The sequence below is a fragment of the Anaerotignum sp. genome (genome assembly GCF_045122575.1).
Lineage (GTDB): Bacteria > Bacillota > Clostridia > Lachnospirales > Anaerotignaceae > Anaerotignum_A.
The window spans coordinates 12,058-37,252 of the sequence record NZ_JBGVHV010000048.1 but is presented as its reverse complement, the minus strand read 5'-3'; the positions used below and the strand labels follow the sequence as shown (position 1 = coordinate 37,252).

Sequence of the window (25,195 nt, the reverse complement as noted above, 5' to 3'; positions counted from 1 at the left end):
GATAATTGAAATTTCCGGTGATGATGCGCCTAGGGGACACACCCGTTCCCATTCCGAACACGACGGTTAAGACCTAGGCGGTCGATGGTACTTGGTGGGCAGCTGCCTGGGAGAGTAGATGGTCGCCGGAATTCAATTTTTTTAAAAATGTCAAATCTGTTATGGTGGGTATGGCGCAGTTGGTTAGCGCGCCAGATTGTGGCTCTGGAGGCCGTGGGTTCGAATCCCACTATCCACCCTTATTTATGGGTCACTAGCTCAGTCGGTAGAGCACTGGACTTTTAATCCAGGTGTCCCGGGTTCGAGTCCCGGGTGACTCATTTTTTTCTTTTGTGCAGCCGTGGCGGAATTGGCATACGCGCTAGACTAAGGATCTAGTCCGGGTTTCTGGGTAGGGGTTCAAGTCCCCTCGGCTGCAGCGTGTGCGCGAGTGGCTCAGTGGTAGAGCATCGCCTTGCCAAGGCGAGGGTCGCGAGTTCGAATCTCGTCTCGCGCTTTTTATTTCAGCAAAATGCATTATCGTATATTGGGCTATCGCCAAGCGGTAAGGCACAGGACTTTGACTCCTGCATTCGCTGGTTCGAATCCAGCTAGCCCAGGTCTCAAAGCCAGCTGAAAAGTTGGTTATAATGGGGTATCGCCAAGTGGTAAGGCAACGGATTCTGATTCCGTCATCCGCAGGTTCGAATCCTGCTACCCTAGTTTAAAAGAGAGTCTTAAAAGACTCTCTTTTTTTCTTTTAGTTAAGAATATCGTAAGAAAATGATAAGGCGCTGCTATGGAAAAGAGGCGTCTTTTTTGTTATATTGAAAAAAATAATCTCAAAAAGGAGGGGGGAAAGCATGAAAAAATTATTTTTATTGATGCTTACTTTTATGATGTTAGGCGAAACAACAGCATACGCGAAAGCGGAATTTGAAAAAATCAAATTAAAAGCAAATGGTGAAGAAATCGAATTTGAAATAGAAGAACAGCGATATGAAGGAAAGAACGCCTATCAGGCAGATCCTGAAATTATGATGCGTTTTCCTGAAGATTTTGATGGCGAAGATGAAAACCTTTATTTTCATGTAAAATGGGCAACTGCGACAGAAGAAGAAATCGATTATGATGCAGATTATTACATCAAACCAAGAATTTTTTCTTTTAAATTGCCCCAAGCAACAGGTGCAGAGCAGGAGTTTTCTCTGAAACTGAAATTCGATAAAAGAGAGTATAAGGAGGATCTGACATATTCTCTGTGGCTGGTTGGCGGAGATAAATATGAGGATAATTTTCTGGAAGGCAAAAAGGATGTTCTTTTGAAAGAGGATATGATCGTTTTTAATGTGCCGGAAGAAGAAATAATAACGGAGTCGGAACTGCGGAAAACAACAGAAGTCATTCTGACGATCGGAAAAGAAACATTCCTGTATAATGGCGAAGAAAAACAGGTGAAAGCGCCTGTTATCTTTAATAACGGTGGCAAACTGATGGTGGCAGCAAAGGATATTCCAATGGTGATGGAAGGGCTGGCGGCAACAGGTTTGACATGGGACAAAGCCACAAGAACAGTGACCCTTCAGATGGAAGAAAAAACACTTTCTGCAACAGATGGCAGCAAGACATGGCTGTATCAGGGGGCGGAGGTATCTGGAGATACAGTGGCTGAAATCAGAAATGGCAGCCTGTATATCCCTTTAAGAGAGGCTGCAAAACTGTTTGGTTTTACGGAACTGACGTGGGACGGCACAACACAGACAGTTCGTATGTTTAAGAGTGACATTTGAACAGTGAGGTGATGCAATGATCACGATTTTTAATCGAAAAGAAGTGTGTATTACTTATGATATGAAGCGTCAGGCGGAAGTGAGAGAGATTCTGCAGAGAGAGAATATTGATTATCGCATTAAGGTTATCAATCGTAAGACTCAGATATCTCCGTTTTCTATTGCTGGAACAAGAGCCTATACCGGCAGTCATGGAGACCGGATGATGGAATATGAATATCATATTTTCGTGTATAAAGATGACTACGAAAGAGCTTTGTATCTGCTGCGCGGATAATGTGGAAAACGAGGGGGATTGTTGATTTTATCAATAAAAATTCTTCTCGTTTTTTTCTGTTTCCTGCAAAAAAATCTTTCAAAATTGAATGATTGGTGGTATACTATTAGAATCTATGAATCTGTAAAAAATTAGCCAATGGTTTTAGAATAGGAGGCTGGTCATAATGGCAGCAAAATTGGAAAACGAATATGGCGTTATCAGTATTGACAGTGAAGTAATTGCACGTATCGCAGGTTATGCGGCAATCGAATGCTACGGCATTGTTGGTATGGCTGCGAAAAATGTAAAAGATGGTCTGGTGCAGCTGCTGAAGCTGGAAAGCCTGACAAAAGGCATCAAAATGACAATCGATGCAAACAAAGTAAGCATCGACCTGCATATTATCGTGGAATACGGCACAAATATTTCCGCCATTGCAGACAATATCATCAGCACTGTAAAATACACAGTGGAAGACCAGACAGGTCTGGAAGTAGAAAACGTGAATATTTTCGTTGACGGCGTAAGAGTCGACAACTGAGCAAGAGGAGGAAACAAAAGGTGAGTAGCACAAAAACACTGAATGGCGTCCGTCTTGGCAGAATGATCATCGCCGGCGCCAACGAACTGGCTGCAAACAAACAGCTGGTAGACGCAATGAACGTATTTCCTGTACCCGATGGTGATACAGGCACAAATATGTCCCTGACAGTTATGGCAGCGGCAAGAGAAGCAGAAAAGAAAGGCTCTCTGATGGCGGCTGACGTAACAAAAGCAGCATCCAGCGGCGCACTGCGCGGCGCAAGAGGTAACTCCGGTGTTATCACTTCCCAGCTGTTCCGTGGCTTTGCAAAAGGTCTGGAAGGTCTGGAAGAAGCAGGCGTAAAGGAACTGGCAGCTGCAGCAGAACAGGCTGTAAAAACAGCTTACAAAGCAGTTATGAAACCCAAAGAAGGTACGATCCTGACAGTAGCAAGAGGCTGTGCAGAAGCAGCGGAAAAACTGTCCCATGAAACAGACGATATCGATGCATTCCTGACAGGTATCATCAAATATGGTCATGAAGTACTGGCACAGACACCTGAAATGCTGCCCGTACTGAAACAGGCAGGCGTAGTAGACGCCGGCGGCAGAGGTTTGCTGTTTATTCTGGAAGGTGCGCTGAAACAGCTGAAAGCAGGTGATCAGCACGTGACACTGAACGATGGTCAGTCCGCAGCAGCGGCAGCACCCGAAATGGATTTTGTATCTCTGGCATCCATTGAAAATGAAAGCATTACATTCGGTTACTGTACAGAATTCTTTATCAACGTACAGGGTGCTGATGAAACAGTAACAACAGGTCTGAAAAACTATTTGGGTACCATCGGTGACTCCGTTGTTTGTGTTGCAGACGATGAAATCATCAAAATTCATGTACACACAGACCATCCCGGTCTGGCAATCGAAAAAGCACTTACTATCGGCAGCCTGACAGGTCTGAAAATTGACAATATGCGTGAACAGCATACAAATAAAATCAGTTTTACAGAAGCATCTGCAGCTCCCAGTGTTCCTGTTGCAGAAGTTCCTGTGGCAGAACAGCCTAAAAAAGATGTTGGCTTTGTATCCATCTCCGCAGGGGAAGGTCTGACAGCGATCTTCAAAAACCTGGGCGTGGATGAAGTAATCGAAGGTGGCCAGACAATGAACCCCAGTACAGAAGATATCCTGAATGCAGTGGATAAGATCAATGCAGACCATATCTTTGTGCTGCCTAACAACAAAAACATCATTCTGGCAGCAGAGCAGGCAGCAGCTTTGAGCGAAGACAAGAAACTGCACGTAATTCCTTCCCGTTCCGTACCCGAAGGTATCAGCGCGATGTTCTGCTTCGAAGCAGATGCAGATCCCGATGAAATGGAAGCTGCGATGAAGGATGCCATCAAACTGGTAGATACTGCAACAGTAACTTACGCAGTCAGAGATACATCCATCGGTGATAAGGAAATTAGAGAAGGCAACATTCTGGGTATGCTGAATGACCAGATCGAAGTAGTAGCCGAAGACGTTATGGAAGGCACAAAAGAACTGATCAAAGCTTCCATCAAGGATGAAAGCGAAGTAGTCGGCATTTACTATGGTGCTGACGCAACAGAAGAGAGTGCAGAAGAATTGGCTGCATTTATCGAAGAAAACTATCCTGATTGTGAAGTAGAAGTACAGTCTGGCGGTCAGCCCCTGTATTACTACATCATTTCTGTAGAATAAGAATTTTTTAACAGGTATGCAGGCAACTGCGTACCTGTTTCTTTTGGAAAGGAGGCGAAATCCATGGATTGGAACAGTTCGGTATCCCTGCTGAAAGGCATTGGGGAGCAGAGAGAACGAAAACTGCAGAAACTAGGCATCAGCACCATTGAAGATCTGCTGACCCATTATCCCAGAGAATATAAAGACAGAAGTGAAATTCTGAAGATTGCAGACCTGCCCATGGAGGAAACCTCCACGTTTCTGGCGCAGGTGAAGGAAGAAGGGCAGAACAGCCGCCACGGCAGACTGGTCTATACCCGCATGAAGGTTTATGACGAAACCGGTTCTGTTGGCGTTCTCTGGTATAACCAGCCCTATATGAAAAACAGCCTGAAAATCGGGGAATGGTATCTGTTCAGCGGGAAACTGCAGAAAAAATACGGCAGAACTGAGATCCTTTCGCCGGAAGTGGAACGGATCGGCGAAAACTTCGCCGGCGGCAGAATCATTCCTGTGTATCCTGCTTCCGAAGGGATTTCCCAGAAAATGCTCCGCAATCTGATGGAAGACGCCCTGTCCCAGATGAGCGGCGGCATGCGGGAAGAACTGCCTCTTTGGCTTCGAAAGAAATATAAACTGGCAGAACGGAATTTTGCCATTGAAAATATCCATTTTCCGAAAACGGAACAAGGCTTTTATGATGCCAGAAGAAGACTGGTTTTTGAGGAACTGTTTCTTCTGCAGACAGCCCTTTATCAGCTGAAACATACGCTGGAAGACAGCGGAGAAGGCATTATTCTGAAGAAGAAAAAAGCCCTGCAGGAGGGGGAAACTATGCTTCCCTTTGCCCTGACGGGAGCCCAGAAACGGGTGCTGCAGGAAATCGAGAAAGATATGACATCTGGCAAGATCATGAACCGTCTGGTACAGGGGGATGTAGGCAGCGGCAAGACGGCTGTTGCAATTATCACAGCGTATTGGGCGATCCAAAATGGGTGGCAGGCGGCCATCATGGCGCCGACAGAAGTGCTGGCAAATCAGCATTTTGCGTCTTTTCAGAAAATTTTTGAACCGGCAGGCATCAAGGTCGTTCTGCTGACAGGCAGTCTGAAAGCAAAGGAAAAACGAGAAGCACTGGAAATGGTAAAAAATGGGGAAGCACAGATGATCGTCGGCACCCATGCCGTTATTCAGAAGGGGGTGGAATATCATAAACTGGGGCTGGCCATTACCGATGAGCAGCATCGTTTTGGTGTGCGTCAGAGAAGCACCTTGGCGGATAAAGGGCAGAATGTCCATACCCTTGTCATGACGGCAACGCCCATTCCAAGAACCTTGGCATTGATTTTGTATGGGGATCTGGATATTTCCATTATTGACGAACTGCCCCCCGGCAGACAGAAGATCGATACCTCTGCCGTAGACAGCCGTTATCATCAGCGGATCTATACTTTCATCCAGAAGCATGTAAAGGAAGGCAGACAGGCCTACGTCATCTGCCCCATGATCGAAGAAAATGAAAAACTGGAAGTACAGAATGTGCTGGATTATACGGAAGAACTGATCAGAGAACTGCCGGATTGCCGTGTGACCTGTGTCCATGGCAAAATGAAAGCCAAGGAAAAGCAGGCGATCATGGATGATTTTGCGGCAGGAAAAATCGATGTACTGGTTTCCACAACGGTCATCGAGGTCGGCATCAATGTGCCCAATGCGACTATCATGCTCATCGAAAATGCGGAGCGGTTCGGTCTGGCGCAGCTGCATCAGCTGCGAGGCCGTGTGGGCAGAGGGAGTGAAAAATCCTATTGTATTCTGGTCAGTGATACGAAAACAAAAATAGCGAAAGAACGCATGAAGACCATGACCGAGTCGGAGGATGGCTTTGTCATTTCCGAAAAAGATCTGAAACTGCGCGGGCCCGGTGAGTTTTTCGGGATCCGTCAGCATGGTCTGCCGGAATTGAAAATTGCGGATCTGTATCAAGATATGCCCCTATTGAAAGAAGCCCAGGCGGCAGCGGCAGAACTGCTGGAAAAAGACAGGTTTCTGGAGGCAGAGGAGCATCTGCTCCTGAAAGAACATATTGGGGGATATCTGGAAGGGAAAACACTGGAAATGTAGTGTTACAGATGGTTTCCATAAAAATTTAACCGGAATTCACATTTTTTATTGTCATACGAAAACTTTTTTGCTATACTCAGAATGATATATTCTGTAAAAATAGGTGTTTTAGGTGGTGCAGACAGATGCGTGTGATCGCAGGAGCAGCAAAAGGGCATAATTTGCAGACCATCGAAGGGCTGGCAACCAGACCGACGACGGACAGGATCAAAGAAACCCTTTTTAATATCATAGCGTTTGATTTACCGGAATGCAGTTTTCTGGATCTGTTCGCAGGAAGCGGCGGTATCGGTATCGAAGCCCTCTCCAGAGGTGCCAGCGAGGCTGTTTTTGTGGATGCAGCGGCGGAATGTCAGGCAGTGATCGAAGCAAATCTGAAGCATACGAAACTGCAGGACAGGGCAAGGCTGATGAAAACAGATGCCCTTTCCGCGTTGGAGAAACTGGCGGCAGAAGGAAAGTCTTTTGACATTATTTTTATAGATCCGCCTTATGAATCCGGTCTGTATGAACCTGTACTGCAGAAAATCGTGGAAAAGGGTCTTCTGAAACAGGAAGGATACCTGATCACGGAGAGATCTTCTCAGATCCCTCTGGAAACACCGGCAGGCATGGAAGTCCTGCGAGAAAAAGCATACAAGACGACGATCCTGACGTTCTTGGGCTTGGAGGAAACAAAATGAAAAAAGCAGTTTATGCCGGCAGTTTCGATCCTGTGACACTAGGTCACATGGATATCATCGAAAGAGCCGCAAAGTTATTTGATGTTCTGGTGGTGGCGGTTCTGGAAAACCCCAACAAAAAATCCCTGTTCACAGTATCAGAGAGAAAACACCATCTGGAATTGGCAACAAAACATATTGAGAATGTAGAGGTCGCTTCTTTTCAGGGGCTTTTCGTGGATTTTGCAAAAGAGATCGGTGCGGATGTGGCAGTCAGAGGGCTGCGCAATACGCTGGATTTCTCTGCGGAATATCCTATGTTTTTGCTTAATCGCAAACTGAGTGACGGTCTGGAGACTGTTTATCTGGCTGCGGATGAGGAACATGTGGCGTTGAGTTCCACAAATGTGAAGGAAGTAGCAGTTTTCGGTGGCAACATCGACTTTATGGTGCCTGCTGAAATCAAACCGTTTATCATAGAGAAATATCAGAAGTGAGGGATATAATATGGATTCTGTACTGCAGTTATTAGACGAATTGGAAGATGTGCTGGATAGCAGCAAGGCTGTGCCCTTCAGCAACAAGGTTTCCGTTGATAAAGAAGAAATTTATGATATCATCAGCGAGATCCGCATGAAACTGCCCAACGAACTGAAACAGTCCAAATGGGTGATCGAAGAAAGAAATAAAATTCTGATCGATGCACAGAGAGAAGCGGATGAAATCGTGAAAAATGCGGAAGACCGCATGGTTCGCATGGTTGATGACAACGAAGTGACAAAAAAAGCATACGAACAGGCAGCGGCCATCATCGATTCCGCGAAGAAAACATCCAAAGAAATGCGTCTGGGTGCGATGGAATATGCAGAAGGCGTTCTGGCAGATGCAGAAGGCAAGCTGAAAGAACTGAAAGCCGTTGTTTACAGCGAAAGTATCAAAACAGACGATTACTTTGCACAGACACTGAATGTACTGGCTGAAAACATTCAGGAACTGCGCATGGGCAAATAATTTCATCTTTTATGGATGAGGGCGTGGCAAAGCACACCAAGGAAAAACAGGCTTGGAAAAAGCCATAAAAAAGACAGCGTAAAAGCAGTTTCCGTGAAGAAAGAAAACACGGGGACTGCTTTTTGTGCGTTCTGTTCAAAAAAAGAATAGAAGATCCCGCAAAAAAGACTGCTGCAAAGGGCGTGTGTGCATTTTCCTTTCAGATAGTCTTTTTGATCGATGGGAACAGCGGAAAGGACACCAAAGGTCTGTCCCAGAATGGAAAGACCGCCAAAGGAAACGAGAAAAGAAACCAGTATCAGCCGCAGCCGCAGACCGTCAGGAGAGCGGCTCAGCAGATAGGCGCCGTTGGTCATTTCCAATAAACCGCTGCAGAACCCCTGCAGGGCTTCGGCGGAAAGGGACAGAGTCTGTATCCCTTGGGAAAGGCGAAGGAAGATGCCTGTCTGTTCCATGGCTTCAGACAGGGCACCAAAGAGAATGAGATAACCGCCGATCAGCAGGATGGTGTTGATGGCATCGGCAACGGAAGCAGAGAGGATTTCCGTCAGAGGAGCAGCAACGGATGACAGAAGACGGGGGGCGGCACAGGACAAAGATGTTTTTTTTCTGCGGAAACGCCAGAAGAAGCCTGTGGTGACTGCGCCGCAGAAGGAGGATGCCAATAACAGGTAGCCGCAAAAGGGCATGCCGAAAAAACCTGCACCGATGGTTCCGATGAGAAACAGGGGGCCGGGCTGATTGGAACACACCAGAATATGCTGGGCTTCGTCCAAGGATATGTATTTTTTTTCATAAAGCTGGGCGGTGATTTTTGCTCCCATGGGGTAGCCGGAGAGGATGCCCAGAAAAAAAGGAAAGGCAGCAATGCCGTCCAGTCCGAATAAAAATTTTGTCAAAGGGAATAGAAAATGTCCCATCCGTTCTGCTGCCCCGATGCGCAGCAGGATGCCGCAGGCCGCCAGAAAGGGAAAGAGAGAGGGGAAGACCTTGGTCAGCCAGAGGGTGACAGAGGAGGCGGAGGAAGCCAGCATAGCGGACGGATAACGTAAAAGACCATAGATCAGAAAACAGGCGCAGAAGCCAGCAAGCACAGAACTTTTTCTCAAAAAATCACCCCAAACAAAAAACCGAAATACTTCTTTAAAAAATATGAGAAGTCTTTCGGCTTTATGTTTTCTTTGGAATCCTTTGTTTACAGGATGACCAGTGGTTTGGTGAAATCCTGATTAGGTGCGCGGTAGATAGGGTTGGGATATGCCAGTGCATGCAGGTCGGTAGCGGTTTTTTCCAGAGCCAGCAGAGCCAGACCATCTTCATTGAGGAGAGCAGGTGCCTTTTTCAGATTGGTCAGGACGGGACATTTTGCATTTTCTGTCAGGTCAGCCAGAATATCTGAGCAATCCTTGCGGAAGCCCAATACGCGGATATAAGGCATTTTGGACAGATTCATAAAGTAGGAAACTTCTTTTTCCTTGATATCCAGCAGGATATGCAGCAGGATCCGCTGGATCTTTGTACGGGTGTATCTCTTTGTCTTGATGAAATCGATGATATCCTTCATATCATAGTAGGAATCGATGGAGTGAAGGATGCGATTTTCCAGACCTTCCACCACTTCGGAAATTTCCTTGATCTCTTCGGCGGAGGAGGTGCGCAGTTTATAATGGAGGGCGGATGCCAGTTCTTCCCAGAAAACGGGGGCTGTGCCCAAGGAGAGGGCTTTATTATATACCTCATGGATGTTTTCGGGCAGCTGTGTCATGGCTTCCGTGCTGCGGCCTTCGGCAAGGGCCTTTCGGATGGCAGCGGCAGAGGCAAAGCCGTCAGTCAGAGAAGGGCTGTTGTAATCCCCTTCTCGTTTGATGGTCATAGGCTCCATGGTGCAGTTGTATCTGTCCAGTGCTTTCAGATATTCCAGACCAAGGATATGATTGGGGCGGGAAAGGATCTCGCTGTTGATCTGGGAAACGGTTTCCAGGGCTTTGGCGCGGGCAGCGGGATAGGAAAGACCTTCATTCAGCTGTTCTTTCAGCAGTTTCTGGAATTCTTCCGTTTCGTTTTCCATCAGTCTGGCTGCTTCCTGCATGGAGCGCAGGTCACCGCTTTCGGAGCCGAAGCAGAGGATATCCACAATGCCGCTTTCTTCCAAAATGCGGACAGCGGCACGGGCGAAGGTTTCTGCGTTGGATGCGGCAAAGAGAACGGGCAGTTCCAATACCAGATCCGCACCGTTTTTCAGAGCAGCTTCCGCTCTGGTCCATTTGTCGAAAATGGCAGGTTCACCCCTCTGCACAAAGCTGCCGCTCATAACGACCACAACGCGGTCTGCGCCGGATTTTTTCTTAGCTTCTGCGATCATATATGCATGTCCCTTGTGGAAGGGATTGTACTCTGTGATGATACCAAGGGTCTTCATTTTTTATCATCCTTTCGATGGTATAAATTAAAAAATTGCAATGATCTCCGTTTGGATTTTTTTCTTTTCTTCTCGTCTTTCAGTATAGCATAAAAAACACGAATTTTCTTAAAAATCATCTGGAAAAATTCAAATTTTAGGACTATACTTGTGGTAACATGGGTGAAAAATTGTAATGTTGATTTTTCATTGTTACAAGCGGTGTTTTGATATGGGGCGAGGGGCATCTGCGCCTTGATATAGCAAGAGGGTTGATGAAGTGGAACGGTTTGTAGAAAATCCTGATTTTCTGCAGGATATTTTTCTGGAGGAAAGCTGGAAGAATATTGATAAGATCGATGGATTTATTGAATCCAAGGCAAATCTGGAAGAATTTGAAGTAACGGAAGAAGAAGTAAACAGTCTGTATCGTACGATGCACAGCATCAAAGGTTCTGCGGCGATGATGGGGTATCCTGTCATTTCTGAAACAGCCCATGCGGCAGAAGATCTGTTTTCCTATCTGCGTGAGGAGGGATCTCCTGCTCAGAAGGATCTGCAGCAGATCCTGCAGCTTCTGCGTATGGTATCGGGCTTTTTGAAAAGAGAACTGCGCCGTCTGGAAACAGATGATGAGGTGACGGATTTCGGCTGGGCGGTGGTGCGCCGTATCAAGAATTTTCTGGCTCATGTGGACAGTGAAAATGAACCGGAAGGTCCCAGCTACCAGATCGCCTATACCAGAAAGGGGAAACAGCGTATCCCCTATACCAATTTTGAAGCACTGATTCCGCAGATGGAACGATTGGCCAAGGTGATGGGCAGAGAACTGGAAAAGGAATTTATGGTAAAGGTATCCGGTGGGGATACGGAAGTGCCCAGAGATATTTATGATAAGGTCTCCATGGCGGTTTTGCAGATGATGAAAAACAGTATGGATCATGGTCTGGAAGCAAAGGCGGACAGAGAAAAGATGGGGAAGACCCCGATCGGCCTCATCTCTGTGGAGATCAGCAAGGCCGGACAGAAGGTCTTCGTTGCTTTCCGTGATGATGGCCGCGGGCTGAACCGTGACCAGATCCTGCAGAAGGCTACGGAAAAAAATATGCTGAAAAAAACGGCGGAGGAATATGAGGACAGTGAAGTGTTTGGTTTCCTGCTGCGTCCCGGCTTTACGACCAAAAGCAGCGCGACCCTGTTTTCCGGCAGGGGCGTGGGGCTGGATGTGGTCCATGCAGCAGTGGCCTCTCTCGGCGGCAGCATCCGTATCGAAAGCCGTGAATATATGGGTACCACTTTCTTTATGGAATTCCCTGTGGTAGATGAAATGCCCTAAGAAAGGCGGCAGATTTTCTGCATGTCTGTCCTGCAGAAACAAATCGTAAAAAAATAAGAAATTGTTCTGTGTACGGCAGATGGATATAAATGTCCTTTGAGAAAAGAAGGGGCAGAGATGCCTGTAAAAAACAACAGTTTTTTCGAAAAAAGTTGCAGTTTTTTGCGGGATGCCCTTGTATACAGAACGTGTTTTGTTTATAATAAAATAGATATGTATGTTCATTTTTAAGATGAACTGCTATTAAAGGGTAACGTATATTTAGAAGTATTTTATAAAATAGGAGGTAATACCTGTGGACTTTTTAAGCACAATGAAAGCAAAAGCAAAAGCAGACAAAAAAATCATTGTTCTGCCCGAATCCTATGAAATCAGAAACCTGGAAGCAGCTGCTGAATGTCTGAGAGACGAACTGGCTGATATCATGCTGGTTGGTAACAAAGAAAAAATCATGGAAGCTGCCGGCTCCTTCGACGTATCCAAAGCGATCTTTGTAGATCCCGAAAGCTACGAAAGAATGGACGAACTGGTAGCTGGTCTGGCTGAAGCGAGAAAAAGCAAAGGCATGACTCTGGAAGAAGCAAGAAAGATCCTGCTGGATGACTCCCTGTTTGTTGGTGTTATGCTGGTGAAACTGGGTATCGCAGACGGTATGGTTTCCGGTGCGATCCACTCTACAGGTGACGTACTGCGTCCCGCACTGCAGATTCTGAAAACAGCACCCGGCACAGAACTGGTATCCTCTTTCTTCATCATGGTTACAAAAACACCTCAGTACGGTGATGACGGCATCCTGCTGTTCGCTGACTGTGCGCTGAACCAGAACCCTACATCCGCTGAACTGGCTTGCATCGCTGGTGACTCCGCAAAATCTTACGCTGCATTTGTTGGCAAAGAAGCAAGAGTTGCTATGCTGAGCCACTCCACAATGGGTTCCGCAAAACATGCTGATGTAACAAAAGTTGTTGACGCTGTGAAGATCGCAAAAGAAAAATATCCCGAACTGAAACTGGATGGTGAAATCCAGCTGGATGCTGCGATCGTGAAAGAAGTTGGCGAACTGAAAGCTCCTAACTCCACAGTAGCTGGTAAAGCAAACGTTCTGGTATTCCCTGACATCGACGCTGGTAACATCGGTTACAAACTGGTACAGCGTTTCGGCGGCGCAGAAGCATTCGGCCCCGTTCTGCAGGGTATTGCAAAACCTGTAAACGACCTGTCCAGAGGCTGCTCTGCAAACGATATCGTTGCTGTAGTTGCTCTGACAAGCGTACAGGCTCAGGTAATGGGTAAATAATTTCATTAGGAAAAGAAAATATTATAAGTGATTAAAGGAGAGAAAAAAATGAAAGTTCTTGTACTGAATTGCGGCAGCTCTTCCCTGAAGTATCAGCTGATCGACATGGAAACAGAAGGTGTACTGGCAAAAGGTCTGTGTGAAAGAATCGGTATCGAAGGTTCCAGACTGAAACATCAGCCCACAGGCAAAGATGCAGTTATCTTCGATGACTATCAGGAAGACCACAGCGTATCCGTTAAAATGGTTCTGGATGCACTGACAAACCCTGAATACGGCGTTGTAAAATCCATGAAAGAAATCAACGCAGTTGGTCACCGTGTTGTACACGGCGGTGAATACTTCGCAAACTCCGTTATCATCAACGACGAAGTTATCGCTGCAATCGAAAAATGCTGTGAACTGGCACCTCTGCACAACCCCGCAAACCTGATCGGTATCCACGCATGTGAAAAAATCATGCCTGGCGTTCCTCAGGTAGCAGTATTTGATACAGCTTTCCACCAGACAATGCCCGAAAGAGCTTATATGTACGCTCTGCCTTACGAATACTATGAAAAATACAAAATCAGAAGATACGGTTTCCACGGTACATCCCACAGATTCGTATCCGAAGAAGTTGCCAAAATGATGGACAGACCTTATGACCAGACAAAAACAGTTACATGTCACCTGGGTAACGGCGGTTCCATCTGTGCTGTAAGAAATGGTAAATCCATCGATACAACAATGGGCTTTACACCTCTGGAAGGTCTGGTAATGGGTACTAGAGCTGGTGACATCGACGCAGCTGTTATCACATACCTGATGGAAAAAGAAGGTCTGACAGCAGCAGAAATGGATACAATCCTGAACAAACAGTCCGGCGTATTGGGTATCTCCGGCGTATCCTCCGACTTCCGTGATATCGAAGAAGCTTCCGAAGCTGGTAACGCAAGAGCAGGTATGGCTCTGGACGTATTCGCTTACAAAGTAGCAAAGAGAATCGGTGCTTACACAGCAGCAATGAACGGCGTTGACGCAATCGTATTCACAGCTGGTCTGGGTGAAAACTCCGCTTCCACAAGAAAAGAAATCTGTGACTATCTGGGCTACCTGGGTGTACACATCGATTCCTACAACAACTCCCTGAGAGGCAAAGCAATGGAAATCTCCGATTCCACTTCCAGAGTAAGAGTTTTCGTAATTCCTACAAACGAAGAACTGGTAATTGCAAGAGATACAAAGGAACTGCTTGACAAATAATCGGAATGCCTATATAATATATCGGTACGACTGTTTAGGGGTGATTTAACATGATAATCGAAATGGGATATTTGTTCAACAGAAGGGGTTCTACCCTGCCTGTAGAGCTGGTTGAAACAATCGATACTGTGGAAGATTATCCCGACGTAGTGGAATTTGTAGAGCCTGTAAGAATTGAGGGAACTCTTAAGAATGAAGACGATGTTTTCGTTCTGGATGCAAAGGGTGAAACAGCAGTGCTGATGGAATGCGGCTGTTGTCTTGCCCCTGTCAGAAAAGAGCTTTGCTTCGAAATTAAGGAACGTTTTGCTCATACAGGTAGAGACGACGAAGAGACAGAAACTTTTACGGGAGATCAGATCGATCTTGCGGATTTTGTGAAAAGAGGTATCATTGGAGAACTTCCTATGAAAGTCGTTTGTAGGGAGGACTGCAAGGGGCTCTGTCCTATCTGCGGCAAGGATCTGAATGACGGCGATTGCGGATGTGACCGCACGATCAGGGATCCTAGGTTCGAAAGTTTGAGGGCTCTTTTCAATGATGACGAGGAGGTGTAGAAATGGCTGTACCCAAAGGTAGAGTGTCTAAATCCAAAAGAGACAAGAGAAAAGCACAGAGCTGGAAAATCGCAACACCCAATCTGGTTAAATGCAGCAAATGCGGCGAACTGATGGTTCCTCACCAGGTTTGCAAAGCTTGTGGTGCTTACAACAAAAAAACAATCGTTAAAGTTGGCTAATCAGCAGCTTTGAGATTCTGGGCGACCGTATGGTCGCCCTTTGTTGTACCATAAAGAAAATCGTTTTCATGTAATAAATCACCAAAGGAATGACATGGTTGGTGTTTTATTGGATGAAAACAAAGGGTGGTTTGTGACAAAACGCTTCGGATTGTCACTGGAAACGCATTGTTTTTTCGGCGCGTTTTCGATATACTAAAAGATAAAGTATCGCAAAAATACCACAGAAAGGTGGAAAAAATATGGATAAAAAAATTATTGTAGCACTGGACGCAATGGGCGGCGACTATGCTCCTGTGGAAACAGTCAAAGGTGCGGTAGATGCCGTGAAAGAACTGAACGTAGATATCAAGCTGGTAGGCCCTGAAGATGTGGTAAATGCAGAACTGGCGAAATATGAATATGATAAGGAACGGATCACTGTGGTGCATGCATCCAGCGTGATCGGTACAGATGAAGCACCTACTATGGCGATTCGTCGTAAAAAAGATTCCTCTCTGGTAGTGGGGCTGAATCTGGTGAAAAACGGCGAAGCAGACGGCTTTGTTTCTGCCGGCAGCACAGGTGCGATCCTGACAGGCGGTCTGTTCATCGTAGGCAGACTGGAAGGCGTAGAAAGACCTGCTCTGGGTACTTGCCTGCCCAATAAGAAAGGTTTTTCCTTCCTGATCGACTCCGGTGCCAATGTGGACTGCAAACCTCAGTATCTGGAACAGTTTGCAAAAATGGGTTCTGTTTATGCAGAAAACGCTCTGGGCGTGAAAAATCCCCGCGTTGCTCTGGTGAATATTGGCGCGGAAAAGGAAAAAGGCAATGCCCTGACAAAAGAAACTTACGAACTGCTGGAACAGGCAGAAGGCATCAATTTTACAGGCAATATTGAACCCAGAAACATTCCTTTTGGCGAAGCGGACGTTATTGTCTGCGATGGTTTTGTGGGCAATACGGTGCTGAAACTGTCCGAAGGCATGGCAAAAACCATGGTAGACATCATCAAGGAAGAAATCACAAAAGGTGCGTATAAATTTGCAGCTGCAATGCTGAAAAAACCCTTCAGAAATGTGAAGAATTTCCTGGATTCCGATGAGGTTGGCGGTGCACCTTTCATCGGTCTGAAATCTCTGGTGGTAAAGGCTCATGGCAGCTCCAATGCAAAGGCGATCAAGAACGCCGTACGCCAGTGTGTAGTATTCACAGAAGCGGATATTATCGGCAAAATCAAGGATAAACTTTGATGAAGAATCTGTAAATTTTTTCTGAATTTTCCTGAATTCCTGCTGACAAAAACGGGGAAATAGGATATAGTAAATAAGACATTATTATTGAAAAGAAAAATATGGAGGTACCTATTATGGACGAATCTTTAGTAATGAGCGTAATCGCTGAACAGCTGGGTGTACCCGCAGAATCTCTGTCTGCAGAAACAGCATTTGCTGACCTGAATGCAGACTCTCTGGAACTGTTCCAGATCATTATGGCACTGGAAGAAAAATTTGAAATCGAATTTGATAACGATAGAGCAGAAGGCATCAAACTGGTAGGCGATGTGCTGGATTACATCAAAGAACTGGTTGCTGCTAAGGAAGAAGAATAATTATGAACCATCTGAATCTGGAAGAATTTGAACGAAAAATAGAATATCGTTTTTCGGATAAAAGCTTGCTGATTCTGGCTCTGACACATAGTTCCTATGCCAACGAGATCAAAAAAGGGAAGCATGAGAACAATGAAAGACTGGAATTTCTGGGGGATGCTGTGCTGGATATGGTGGTCAGTGAATATATGTATCGCCATTTCCCCAAAATGCCGGAAGGCGAACTGACAAAACTCCGTGCGGCAGTGGTATGCGAAGGTTCTCTGGCGGAACTTTCCAGAAAGCTGGGCGTAGGCCGTTGTCTGCTGCTGGGCAAAGGGGAAGAAAGTACCGGCGGCAGAAACAGAGATTCCATTCTGGCAGATGCCTTTGAAGCCATCATCGGTGCGATCTGTATCGATGGCGGCATGGAAGCGGCAACAAAGTATATCATGGGCTTCATGGTAGATCAGATCGAACATACAAAGAGCAACTTCCGCAATCTGGACTGCAAGACCCATTTGCAGGAAGTGATCCAGAAGATCAGCAAAGTGCCCCTGAAATATGCCATTGTAGACGAACATGGCCCTGACCATAACAAAGTGTTTGTGGCAGAAGTGACCCATGACGGACAGGTGCTGGGCAAGGGCAGCGGCAGAAGCAAAAAAGAAGCGGAACAGAACGCTGCAAATAACGCATTGGAGCATATGAACCGCTGATGGCGGGGTATGCTCGAGGGTGTTGTAAACCAAAGAATTTGAACCTCAGACTGAAAAGTCTGAGGTTTTCTTTTTTCCTAGAAATAAACTGTGAATTTTGTGAAATAATTACTGACAAAGGATTTTTAATATGATACAATAGGGGAACAAAAGTTCTTGTTTTTGGAGGTGAGCGTATGCCGAGATTTGAGGTGGTCAGCCCCTACCAGCCGACAGGTGACCAGCCGGAAGCGGTGGAAAAACTGGCGAAAGGGTTTCTGGACGGAAAGAAATTCCAGACTTTGCTGGGGGTCACAGGCTCCGGGAAGACCTTTACCATGGCGAATATTATTGAAAAAATACAAAAGCCGACACTGGTCATTGCTCACAATAAGACCCTTGCGGCTCAGTTATATAACGAATTGAAAGAATTTTTTCCTCATAATGCGGTGGAATATTTCGTGTCCTACTATGATTATTATCAGCCGGAGGCCTATGTGCCCAGTACGGATACCTATATCGAAAAGGATTCCTCTATCAACGATGAGATCGATAAACTGCGCCATTCCGCAACAGCGGCTCTGGTGGAACGGGAGGATGTAATCGTTGTTGCCAGCGTATCCTGCATTTATGGTCTGGGCGACCCTGAGGAATACTATGGCATGATGCTTTCTCTCCGTCCCGGCATGGAAAAGGACAGAGACGAAGTGCTTCGGGCCCTGGTGGATATGCAGTATGACCGCAATGATATGAATTTTGAACGCGGTACCTTCCGTGTGCGGGGCGATGTGGTGGAGGTATTCCCCATCGGTTCCTCGGAACATGCAGTCCGCGTGGAATTTTTCGGTGACGAGATTGACAGAATCACGGAAATCGATGTGCTGACAGGGGAGATCATGGGTACGAGAAATCATATCTCTATTTTTCCTGCCTCCCATTACGTAACAGCGCCGGATAAAATGAAAATTGCCATTGAACGCATTGAAGCGGAACTGGAAGAACGATTGGCGGAACTGAAGCGGGAGGACAAGCTTCTGGAAGCTCAGCGACTGGAGCAGCGCACCAATTATGATGTGGAAATGCTGAAGGAAATGGGGTTCTGTACAGGCATTGAAAACTATTCCCGCCATCTTTCTCTGCGAGAAGCAGGCAGTACACCGTTTACCCTCATCGACTTCTTTCCCGATGATTTTCTGATCATTGCAGATGAATCTCATGTTTCTATTCCCCAGATCCGCGGGATGTATGAGGGCGACCGTTCCCGAAAGACCACGCTGGTGGACTATGGTTTTCGCCTGCCCTCTGCGTTGGACAACCGCCCGCTGAAATTTGCGGAATTTGAAAGCAAGATCAATCAGTTGCTGTTTGTTTCAGCGACGCCTTCCGTTTATGAAAAAGACCATCAGGAAGCATTGGCAGAACAGATCATCCGTCCCACAGGGTTGCTTGACCCCGAAATTTCCGTACGTCCCATCCATGGCCAGATCGACGATCTGTTGATGGAGGTGCGAAAAACCACGGAAGCGGGGAATAAAGTTCTGGTGACCACACTGACAAAGAAAATGGCGGAGCGTCTGACGGATTACCTCAGAGAAGCCGGTGTTCGTGTCCGTTATCTTCATTCGGATATTGATACGCTGGAACGACTGGAGATCATTCGTGATCTGCGCATGAATGTGTTTGATGTACTGGTTGGTATTAACCTGCTGCGAGAAGGGCTGGATATTCCCGAAGTAAGTCTGGTGGCCATTCTGGATGCGGATAAGGAGGGTTTCCTCCGTTCCGAAACGTCCCTGATTCAGACCATCGGCCGTGCGGCGCGAAATGCCAAGGGCAGAGTGATCATGTATGCGGATGTGATGACGGAGAGCATGGATAAGGCCATTACGGAAACCAACCGCCGTCGTTCCATTCAGGAGGCCTATAATGAGGAGCATGGCATCATTCCCCAGACCATCCAGAAGAAGGTACATGATGTGATCCAGATCACGAAAGCGGCAACGGAAAAACAGAAATTCGGGCTGGAAAAAGACCCTGAATCCATGAATGCCGAGGAACTGAATAAACTCATCAAAAAACTGGAGAAAGAAATGAAGCAGGCTGCCATGGAACTGCAGTTTGAGCGGGCGGCAGAACTGCGTGATAAGATATTGGAAATGAAGAAATTACTTTAAGACCTTGGGGAAACTTTCTTTTCTTGGGAAAAGTTTCCCCAAACCCCTTCCAAAACCCGCCTGAAGGCATTGCAGGGCTTTGCCCCTGCACCCCACAAGCCTTTGAAAAGGCTTGACCGAAACTTTTATTTGCCTGCGGCGCGGCAAAAGCGGATGCTTTTGCAAATAAGGGTCAAGGGGGATTATCCCCCTTGCAGGGGTCGAGAGGGGACAGAGTCCCCCGGAAGAAAGGAGGTAAAAATGAAGGATAAAATTGTGATTAAAGGGGCCAGAGAGCATAACCTGCAGAATATCGACCTGACCATCCCCAGAGACCAGATGGTAGTTTTTACGGGTGTCAGCGGCAGCGGCAAAAGCTCCCTTGCCTTTGATACCATATATGCGGAAGGGCAGCGGAGATATGTGGAGTCTCTGTCCTCCTATGCAAGACAGTTTTTGGGCCAGATGGAAAAGCCCGATGTGGATTTGATCGAGGGGCTTTCTCCCGCCATCTCCATCGACCAGAAAACCACCAGCCATAACCCCCGTTCCACAGTGGGGACGGTAACGGAAATCTACGATTACCTGCGTCTGCTGTACGCAAGGATCGGGATTCCCCATTGCCCCAAATGCGGCAAGGAGATCAAAAAACAGACCATCGACCAGATCGTTGACCGTATCATGGAACTGCCGGAACGTACGAAACTGCAACTCTTGGCACCTGTGGTCAGAGGTCGTAAGGGTGAGCATGTGAAACTGCTGGAGGATGCAAAAAAAAGCGGGTATGTCCGCGTCCGTGTGGATGGCATCCTGTATGAACTGTCCGAAAAGATCGAACTGGAAAAAAATAAAAAGCATAACATCGAAATCGTGGTCGACCGTCTGATGGTGAAGGAAGGTATGCAGATGCGCCTGACGGAATCCATCGAAACGGCTTCCGCATTAAGCGGCGGTCTGCTGATCGTGGATGTGAATCAGGGGGAAGATGAACTGATGTTCAGCCAGAGCTTCTCCTGCCCCGACTGCGGCGTTGACCTGATGGAAATTGAACCGAGAATGTTCTCCTTCAATAACCCCGGTGGTGCCTGTCCAACCTGTACAGGTCTGGGGATGCAGATGAAGTTTGATGAAAATCTCATTGTGCCCAATGAAAGTCTCAGTATCATGGAGGGGGCGATCACAGCTCCCGGGTATAACTCTGTCAACACTAAAGGCAGTATGAGCAAGGTACTGTTTGATGCCTTGGCGGAAAAATACGGCTTTTCTCTGGAAACGCCTTTTCAGGATCTGCCCAGAAAGATCAAGGATATCATTTTTTACGGTACAAAAGAGAAACTGCGGATCACTTATACCAATTTCCGCGGAACAGGTACCTACGATTATGACTTCGAGGGTATTGTAAATAATCTCCAACGGAGATATAATGAAACTTCGGAAACCATGCGAGCAGAGTATGAAGAGTTTATGACGAATATTGAATGTCCCGATTGTAAAGGCAGACGACTGCGTCCGGAAATTCTGGCCATTACTGTGGGCGGAAAAAATATTTCCGAGGTGACAGAACTGTCAATCGGCAAGATGCAGGCATTTTTCCAGAGCTTGCAGCTGACAGAACGGGAAAACATGATCGCTGAACGGATCATGAAGGAAATTCATGCGCGCATCGGCTTTCTGATGGATGTGGGTCTGGAATACCTGACCCTTTCCAGAACCGCAGGCACACTGAGCGGCGGGGAATCCCAGCGTATCCGTCTGGCGACCCAGATCGGCAGCGGTCTGGTGGGCGTGGTCTATATTCTGGATGAACCCAGTATCGGGCTGCATCAGCGGGATAATGACAAACTGCTGGCGACGCTGAAGCATTTGCGTGACATTGGCAACTCCCTGATCGTGGTAGAGCATGATGAAGATACCATGCTGGCGGCGGATTTTGTGGTGGATATCGGTCCTGGTGCAGGCCGTGAAGGCGGCGAGATCGTAGCAGCCGGCAGTGTGGCAGATATCATGGCAGAGGAGCGTTCCGTAACAGGGGCATACCTGAGCGGACGAAAGAAAATCGAAGTTCCCAAAGAACGCCGATCGATGGTGCCCGACCATAAACTGGTCATCAAAGGGGCGGCGGAAAATAATCTGAAGGGGATCGATGTGGAAATTCCTCTGGGGCTGTTCACCTGTGTGACAGGGGTCAGCGGCAGCGGCAAAAGTTCTCTGATCAATGAGATTCTGTATAAGAGACTGGCAAGAGATCTGAACCGTGCGAAAACACGCCCCGGCAAGCATGAGGATATGCTTGGTCTGGAAAAGCTGGACAAGGTCATCAATATCGATCAGTCTCCCATCGGACGTACGCCCAGGAGCAATCCTGCGACCTATACAGGGCTGTTTGATATGATCCGTGATGTATTTGCCCAGACCACAGAAGCGAAGGTCAGAGGCTATCAGAAGGGCAGATTCAGCTTTAATGTAAAAGGCGGCAGATGTGAAGCCTGTGCAGGGGATGGGATCGTGAAGATCGAAATGCATTTCCTGCCGGATATTTATGTGCCCTGTGAGGTCTGCCACGGCAAGCGATACAACAGGGAGACGCTGGAAGTGAAATATAAGGGCAAAACCATTTCCGATGTGCTGGAGATGACGGTGGAAGAAGCTTTGCAGTTTTTTGAAAACATTCCCCGAATCAGATCCAAGCTGCAGACCCTTTATGATGTGGGCTTGTCCTATGTGCAGCTGGGACAGTCTTCGACGACGCTTTCCGGCGGGGAAGCCCAGCGGGTGAAGCTGGCAACGGAACTGAGCCGCAGAAGTACAGGCAAGACCATGTATATTCTGGACGAGCCGACTACAGGGCTGCATACGGCGGATGTGCATAAACTGGTGCATATTCTGCAGCGGCTGGCAGAGGGCGGCAATACAGTCGTTGTCATCGAGCATAATCTGGATGTGATCAAAACGGCAGATCATATTATCGACCTTGGCCCCGAAGGTGGAGACAAGGGCGGTACACTGGTGGCGGCAGGCACACCGGAGGAAATCTGTGCCGTGAAAGAAAGCTATACCGGGAACTATCTGAAGCATGTTCTCGCGAAAAACTGAATAAATGGAAACGCTGTATCTGGAAAAATAAATTAAATTTTAGCGGATACAGCGTTCTTTTTGGTGAAAACGATTGGTGGTATCTGTGCTAAAACGGAGTTTTCCATTGACATTTGACAAAAAAGTAAGTAGGATAATAGTAATAACTACTAAATGATTTTGGAGGAACGTATGGCAAAAGGAAAAGGGCCCGTGTTGGAATTCGAGCAGGCAAGAAAACGGATCAACAGTTATTTTGGCTGTGATGGTGATTTCTTTGTAAAGCCTATGCCGGATCATGAATGGGCAGTGAAAGAAGATGAGGATTTTGCCTTCCTTAGTTATTGGACAGATAAGGGCAAAAAGGTAGATGCCGTTATTGTGAAAAAAGGCGGCGAGCCTATGATCTATAAAACAAAAGATTACACGATGGTAGTAGCCATCGATTGCGTGAGGATCGGTTTTATTTTCCGCAATGAGAAAAATGCGATTGGATAATTGAAAACAGGCAGGAGATAAGCACGAGAAGCAGGTAGTCTAAAATTTGTTTTTGAGCATAGACTGAAACTATATGGAGAAGGTCAAGGGAAACTTTGACAATGTAAAGGGGAGAAAGAGATGCAATTTGATGGATTGCCGGAAAACAATACAGTTGTGATTGCCGGTACGATCACAGAAGGCTGTGTCTTTAGCCATGAAGTATATGGCGAAGGATTTTATACGTTTCGGATCTCTTCCGAGCGTCTGAGCGATAGGGCTGACATCTTGCCGGTAACCGTTTCTGAACGTTTGATCGATAAAGAACTGCTGCAGGTTGGGGTGAAGGTAGATATTACAGGCCAGCTGCGCAGCTACAATAACTACAACAGTAAGAAAAATCGATTGGTGCTGACGGTCTTTGCAAGAGAGATCAGACTGATGGAAAAAGAGGAAGAAAAGAATGAAAATCAGATCTTCCTGAATGGTTTTATCTGTAAAGCGCCTATTTACCGTAAAACACCTTTTGGCAGAGAAATTTCTGACATTCTGGTAGCGGTGAATCGAGCTTACAACAAATCTGACTATATCCCTTGTATCGCATGGGGCAGAAATGCCAGATACATGGCGAATCTGGAAGTGGGCGCAAATATCAAGGTTTGGGGCCGTGTACAGTCCAGAATCTATCAGAAACGTGTAGGCGAAGAAGTGGAAGAACGCGTTGCTTACGAAGTTTCTGTTTCCAAGATCGAACTTCCTGACCGTATGGAAGGGGCGGAAACAGAACAGGAAGCGGCATGGGAAGGCCCTGCTGCAGAATAAACAGGAGTGAAAAGACATGAGAGAAGGTCACATTGCCATATATTATGGTGAAGGAAAAGGCAAGACATCCATCGCCGTTGGCCGCGGGATGCGTGCCATTGGTGAAGATCTGCGGGTGGTGATGATCCAGTTTCTGGATTACCACAACAGCAAGGAAACGGCATTGCTGAAAAAAATGGAACCGGATTTTCGTGTGTTCCGTTTTGAGAAAGAACGGGAAGGCATGGATGTGCGCGAAGGTGAACTGGATGAAAACCTGAAAAAGGAGATTGGCAGCGAAATTCGAAATGCCTTTAACTTTGCGAAAAAGATCGTGGATACAGGCGAATGCGAAATGCTTCTGCTGGACGGCGTTCTGGAATGTGTGGAAAAGGGCTATCTGCAGGAAACAGATCTGGAAGATCTGATCGACAGAAGACCTTCTTATATGGATTTTATCCTGACGGGAACGATCCTTCCCGAAGGGTTGGCTGAAAAAACATCGAATATTTATCAGTTGATTTTAGAAAAAGAAGATTTTAAATTATAAAAAATAAGACCCTGTGCATTTGCACAGGGTCTTTCTTATGCGGTTTTACTGCAGTGCGTCTTTCATGCTGTAAAGACCTGCAGGCTTGCCTGCCAGGAATTTTGCAGCTTTTACTGCGCCAACAGCGAAAACTTCACGGGAAGTTGCGCGGTGGTTCAGTTCGATCACTTCATCTCTGCCGGCAAAGATTACATCGTGTTCGCCAACGATGCTGCCGCCGCGGACTGCATGGATACCGATCTCTGTTTTTTCGCGTTTTTCGCGTACCTGAGAACGGTCGTAAACGTAATGGTATCTTTCGTCCATCGCCTGATTGATGGCATCTGCCAGAGCCATTGCTGTGCCGCTGGGGGCATCGATCTTCTGGTTGTGGTGTTTTTCCACGATTTCGATATCGAAACCGCTTTCTGCCAGAATGACAGCTGCACGCTGTACCAGATCCAGCAGCAGGTTTACACCAACAGACATATTGGCAGATTTCAGAACGGCTACATCCTTGCTGGTTTCTTTCATCAGTGCTGTTGTTTCTTCAGACAGCGCTGTTGTGCAGAGAACCACAGGGATATTTTTTTCTTTGGAGAATGTCAGCAGGGCAGGCACTGCTTTTGCTGTGGAAAAGTCAATGATGACATCCGCTGCCACGTCGCATGCGTCGCAGGAGGGGAACACAGGAAAATCCAGTGCGGGCATACCGGGGTCGATACCGGCTACCACCTGACAGTCTGCTTCATTTTTTACCAGTTCGGCTACCACACGGCCCATTTTGCCGCCGCAGCCGTGAATTATAATATTAACCATA

The 25,195-nt window shown here is 46.8% G+C and carries 24 protein-coding genes, 6 tRNA genes and 1 rRNA gene; 28 read left to right on the top strand and 3 right to left on the bottom strand.

From position 1 onward, the window contains the following. Positions 1–13: 13 nt before the first annotated feature. From rrf to ACJMLT_RS02210, 15 genes are all read left to right on the top strand, one after another. Positions 14–131: ribosomal RNA gene (gene rrf / locus ACJMLT_RS02280) — 5S ribosomal RNA — on the top strand. Between the two features lie 33 nt (positions 132–164). Continuing rightward, a tRNA-His gene (locus tag ACJMLT_RS02275) sits at positions 165–238 on the top strand. 9 nt (positions 239–247) lie between these two features. Next, positions 248–320 (top strand) — tRNA-Lys (locus ACJMLT_RS02270). A gap of 14 nt (positions 321–334) precedes the next feature. Then, positions 335–418 (top strand) — tRNA-Leu (locus tag ACJMLT_RS02265). A 6-nt stretch (positions 419–424) separates the two neighbouring features. After that, positions 425–496, top strand: a tRNA-Gly gene (locus ACJMLT_RS02260). Positions 497–527: 31 nt separating this feature from the next. Continuing rightward, positions 528–599 (top strand) — tRNA-Gln (locus tag ACJMLT_RS02255). A 31-nt stretch (positions 600–630) separates the two neighbouring features. After that, positions 631–702: transfer RNA gene (locus ACJMLT_RS02250), tRNA-Gln, on the top strand. Positions 703–842: 140 nt separating this feature from the next. Further along, the gene (locus tag ACJMLT_RS02245; RefSeq protein ID WP_405725960.1) at positions 843–1,769 is read left to right on the top strand and encodes a copper amine oxidase N-terminal domain-containing protein; all 927 of its coding nucleotides are present in this window, start codon (positions 843–845) and stop codon (positions 1,767–1,769) included. A 16-nt stretch (positions 1,770–1,785) separates the two neighbouring features. Then, entirely contained in the window at positions 1,786–2,046 is a 261-nt protein-coding gene (locus tag ACJMLT_RS02240; RefSeq protein ID WP_405725957.1) for a hypothetical protein, read from the top strand. Between the two features lie 166 nt (positions 2,047–2,212). After that, the gene (locus ACJMLT_RS02235; RefSeq protein WP_405725954.1) at positions 2,213–2,569 is read left to right on the top strand and encodes an Asp23/Gls24 family envelope stress response protein; all 357 of its coding nucleotides are present in this window, start codon (positions 2,213–2,215) and stop codon (positions 2,567–2,569) included. 20 nt (positions 2,570–2,589) lie between these two features. Further along, positions 2,590–4,278, top strand: a complete 1,689-nt coding sequence (locus ACJMLT_RS02230) for a DAK2 domain-containing protein (RefSeq protein WP_405725951.1) — start codon at positions 2,590–2,592, stop codon at positions 4,276–4,278. Positions 4,279–4,341: 63 nt separating this feature from the next. After that, positions 4,342–6,384 (top strand): ATP-dependent DNA helicase RecG, encoded by a 2,043-nt coding sequence (recG, locus tag ACJMLT_RS02225; protein ID WP_405725948.1) that lies wholly within the window; start codon positions 4,342–4,344, stop codon positions 6,382–6,384. A gap of 125 nt (positions 6,385–6,509) precedes the next feature. Further along, complete coding sequence (rsmD, locus tag ACJMLT_RS02220) at positions 6,510–7,067, top strand: 16S rRNA (guanine(966)-N(2))-methyltransferase RsmD (RefSeq protein ID WP_405725945.1); 558 nt, start codon at positions 6,510–6,512, stop codon at positions 7,065–7,067. Then, on the top strand, positions 7,064–7,543 hold the full coding sequence (gene coaD, locus ACJMLT_RS02215; RefSeq protein ID WP_405725942.1) for a pantetheine-phosphate adenylyltransferase: 480 nt from the start codon (positions 7,064–7,066) through the stop codon (positions 7,541–7,543). The genes rsmD and coaD overlap by 4 nt, the downstream gene beginning before the upstream one ends. 10 nt (positions 7,544–7,553) lie before the next feature. Beyond that, a complete protein-coding gene (locus ACJMLT_RS02210) occupies positions 7,554–8,057 on the top strand; it encodes a hypothetical protein (RefSeq protein WP_405725939.1) in 504 nt (167 codons plus the stop codon). Between the two features lie 2 nt (positions 8,058–8,059). Here the strand turns inward: ACJMLT_RS02210 and ACJMLT_RS02205 are convergent, their stop codons facing one another. After that, positions 8,060–9,166, bottom strand: coding sequence for a nucleoside recognition domain-containing protein (locus ACJMLT_RS02205; protein WP_405725936.1), 1,107 nt, complete (start codon positions 9,164–9,166; stop codon positions 8,060–8,062). 86 nt (positions 9,167–9,252) lie between these two features. Then, entirely contained in the window at positions 9,253–10,476 is a 1,224-nt protein-coding gene (locus tag ACJMLT_RS02200) for a nucleotidyltransferase (RefSeq protein ID WP_405725933.1), read from the bottom strand. A gap of 259 nt (positions 10,477–10,735) precedes the next feature. Between ACJMLT_RS02200 and ACJMLT_RS02195 the strand changes: the two genes are divergently transcribed. The 13 genes from ACJMLT_RS02195 to ACJMLT_RS02135 all read left to right on the top strand — a co-directional run bounded on the left by ACJMLT_RS02195 (position 10,736) and on the right by ACJMLT_RS02135 (position 24,396). Further along, positions 10,736–11,791 (top strand): ATP-binding protein, encoded by a 1,056-nt coding sequence (locus ACJMLT_RS02195; protein ID WP_405725930.1) that lies wholly within the window; start codon positions 10,736–10,738, stop codon positions 11,789–11,791. Positions 11,792–12,086: 295 nt separating this feature from the next. After that, positions 12,087–13,088 (top strand): phosphate acetyltransferase, encoded by a 1,002-nt coding sequence (gene pta, locus ACJMLT_RS02190; protein ID WP_405725927.1) that lies wholly within the window; start codon positions 12,087–12,089, stop codon positions 13,086–13,088. Between the two features lie 48 nt (positions 13,089–13,136). Beyond that, the gene (locus tag ACJMLT_RS02185; RefSeq protein WP_405725924.1) at positions 13,137–14,333 is read left to right on the top strand and encodes an acetate/propionate family kinase; all 1,197 of its coding nucleotides are present in this window, start codon (positions 13,137–13,139) and stop codon (positions 14,331–14,333) included. A gap of 50 nt (positions 14,334–14,383) precedes the next feature. Next, positions 14,384–14,890: a YceD family protein gene (locus ACJMLT_RS02180; RefSeq protein ID WP_405725921.1), complete on the top strand. Its 507-nt coding sequence runs from the start codon at positions 14,384–14,386 to the stop codon at positions 14,888–14,890. Between the two features lie 2 nt (positions 14,891–14,892). Then, positions 14,893–15,072, top strand: a complete 180-nt coding sequence (gene rpmF, locus ACJMLT_RS02175) for a 50S ribosomal protein L32 (RefSeq protein WP_405725918.1) — start codon at positions 14,893–14,895, stop codon at positions 15,070–15,072. A gap of 242 nt (positions 15,073–15,314) precedes the next feature. Further along, the gene (plsX, locus tag ACJMLT_RS02170) at positions 15,315–16,307 is read left to right on the top strand and encodes a phosphate acyltransferase PlsX (protein WP_405725915.1); all 993 of its coding nucleotides are present in this window, start codon (positions 15,315–15,317) and stop codon (positions 16,305–16,307) included. A gap of 116 nt (positions 16,308–16,423) precedes the next feature. Next, the gene (locus tag ACJMLT_RS02165) at positions 16,424–16,666 is read left to right on the top strand and encodes an acyl carrier protein (RefSeq protein WP_405725912.1); all 243 of its coding nucleotides are present in this window, start codon (positions 16,424–16,426) and stop codon (positions 16,664–16,666) included. Between the two features lie 2 nt (positions 16,667–16,668). Then, positions 16,669–17,364 (top strand): ribonuclease III, encoded by a 696-nt coding sequence (gene rnc / locus ACJMLT_RS02160; protein ID WP_405725909.1) that lies wholly within the window; start codon positions 16,669–16,671, stop codon positions 17,362–17,364. A gap of 176 nt (positions 17,365–17,540) precedes the next feature. After that, positions 17,541–19,517, top strand: a complete 1,977-nt coding sequence (gene uvrB, locus ACJMLT_RS02155; RefSeq protein ID WP_405725906.1) for an excinuclease ABC subunit UvrB — start codon at positions 17,541–17,543, stop codon at positions 19,515–19,517. A 240-nt stretch (positions 19,518–19,757) separates the two neighbouring features. After that, complete coding sequence (uvrA, locus tag ACJMLT_RS02150; RefSeq protein ID WP_405725903.1) at positions 19,758–22,589, top strand: excinuclease ABC subunit UvrA; 2,832 nt, start codon at positions 19,758–19,760, stop codon at positions 22,587–22,589. 171 nt (positions 22,590–22,760) lie between these two features. Beyond that, positions 22,761–23,066, top strand: coding sequence for a hypothetical protein (locus tag ACJMLT_RS02145; RefSeq protein WP_405725900.1), 306 nt, complete (start codon positions 22,761–22,763; stop codon positions 23,064–23,066). A 120-nt stretch (positions 23,067–23,186) separates the two neighbouring features. Beyond that, a complete protein-coding gene (locus ACJMLT_RS02140) occupies positions 23,187–23,867 on the top strand; it encodes a single-stranded DNA-binding protein (protein ID WP_405725897.1) in 681 nt (226 codons plus the stop codon). Between the two features lie 16 nt (positions 23,868–23,883). Then, positions 23,884–24,396 carry a cob(I)yrinic acid a,c-diamide adenosyltransferase gene (locus tag ACJMLT_RS02135; protein ID WP_405725894.1) on the top strand — a complete coding sequence of 171 codons (513 nt, stop codon included), beginning with the start codon at positions 23,884–23,886 and terminating at the stop codon, positions 24,394–24,396. 45 nt (positions 24,397–24,441) lie between these two features. On the opposite strand, the gene dapB is transcribed toward ACJMLT_RS02135, so the two are convergent. Then, complete coding sequence (gene dapB / locus ACJMLT_RS02130) at positions 24,442–25,194, bottom strand: 4-hydroxy-tetrahydrodipicolinate reductase (RefSeq protein ID WP_405725891.1); 753 nt, start codon at positions 25,192–25,194, stop codon at positions 24,442–24,444. Between the last annotated feature and the right edge of the window lies 1 nt (position 25,195).

Coding starts and splice junctions, on each gene's coding strand:
- ACJMLT_RS02245 (WP_405725960.1), top strand. CDS start 843: ATGAAAAAATTATTTTTATTGATGCTTACTTTTATGATGTTAGGCGAA.
- ACJMLT_RS02240 (WP_405725957.1), top strand. CDS start 1,786: ATGATCACGATTTTTAATCGAAAAGAAGTGTGTATTACTTATGATATG.
- ACJMLT_RS02235 (WP_405725954.1), top strand. CDS start 2,213: ATGGCAGCAAAATTGGAAAACGAATATGGCGTTATCAGTATTGACAGT.
- recG (WP_405725948.1), top strand. CDS start 4,342: ATGGATTGGAACAGTTCGGTATCCCTGCTGAAAGGCATTGGGGAGCAG.
- rsmD (WP_405725945.1), top strand. CDS start 6,510: ATGCGTGTGATCGCAGGAGCAGCAAAAGGGCATAATTTGCAGACCATC.
- coaD (WP_405725942.1), top strand. CDS start 7,064: ATGAAAAAAGCAGTTTATGCCGGCAGTTTCGATCCTGTGACACTAGGT.
- ACJMLT_RS02210 (WP_405725939.1), top strand. CDS start 7,554: ATGGATTCTGTACTGCAGTTATTAGACGAATTGGAAGATGTGCTGGAT.
- ACJMLT_RS02200 (WP_405725933.1), bottom strand. CDS start 10,476: ATGAAGACCCTTGGTATCATCACAGAGTACAATCCCTTCCACAAGGGA.
- ACJMLT_RS02185 (WP_405725924.1), top strand. CDS start 13,137: ATGAAAGTTCTTGTACTGAATTGCGGCAGCTCTTCCCTGAAGTATCAG.
- ACJMLT_RS02180 (WP_405725921.1), top strand. CDS start 14,384: ATGATAATCGAAATGGGATATTTGTTCAACAGAAGGGGTTCTACCCTG.
- rpmF (WP_405725918.1), top strand. CDS start 14,893: ATGGCTGTACCCAAAGGTAGAGTGTCTAAATCCAAAAGAGACAAGAGA.
- plsX (WP_405725915.1), top strand. CDS start 15,315: ATGGATAAAAAAATTATTGTAGCACTGGACGCAATGGGCGGCGACTAT.
- ACJMLT_RS02165 (WP_405725912.1), top strand. CDS start 16,424: ATGGACGAATCTTTAGTAATGAGCGTAATCGCTGAACAGCTGGGTGTA.
- rnc (WP_405725909.1), top strand. CDS start 16,669: ATGAACCATCTGAATCTGGAAGAATTTGAACGAAAAATAGAATATCGT.
- uvrB (WP_405725906.1), top strand. CDS start 17,541: ATGCCGAGATTTGAGGTGGTCAGCCCCTACCAGCCGACAGGTGACCAG.
- uvrA (WP_405725903.1), top strand. CDS start 19,758: ATGAAGGATAAAATTGTGATTAAAGGGGCCAGAGAGCATAACCTGCAG.
- ACJMLT_RS02145 (WP_405725900.1), top strand. CDS start 22,761: ATGGCAAAAGGAAAAGGGCCCGTGTTGGAATTCGAGCAGGCAAGAAAA.
- ACJMLT_RS02140 (WP_405725897.1), top strand. CDS start 23,187: ATGCAATTTGATGGATTGCCGGAAAACAATACAGTTGTGATTGCCGGT.
- ACJMLT_RS02135 (WP_405725894.1), top strand. CDS start 23,884: ATGAGAGAAGGTCACATTGCCATATATTATGGTGAAGGAAAAGGCAAG.
- dapB (WP_405725891.1), bottom strand. CDS start 25,194: ATGGTTAATATTATAATTCACGGCTGCGGCGGCAAAATGGGCCGTGTG.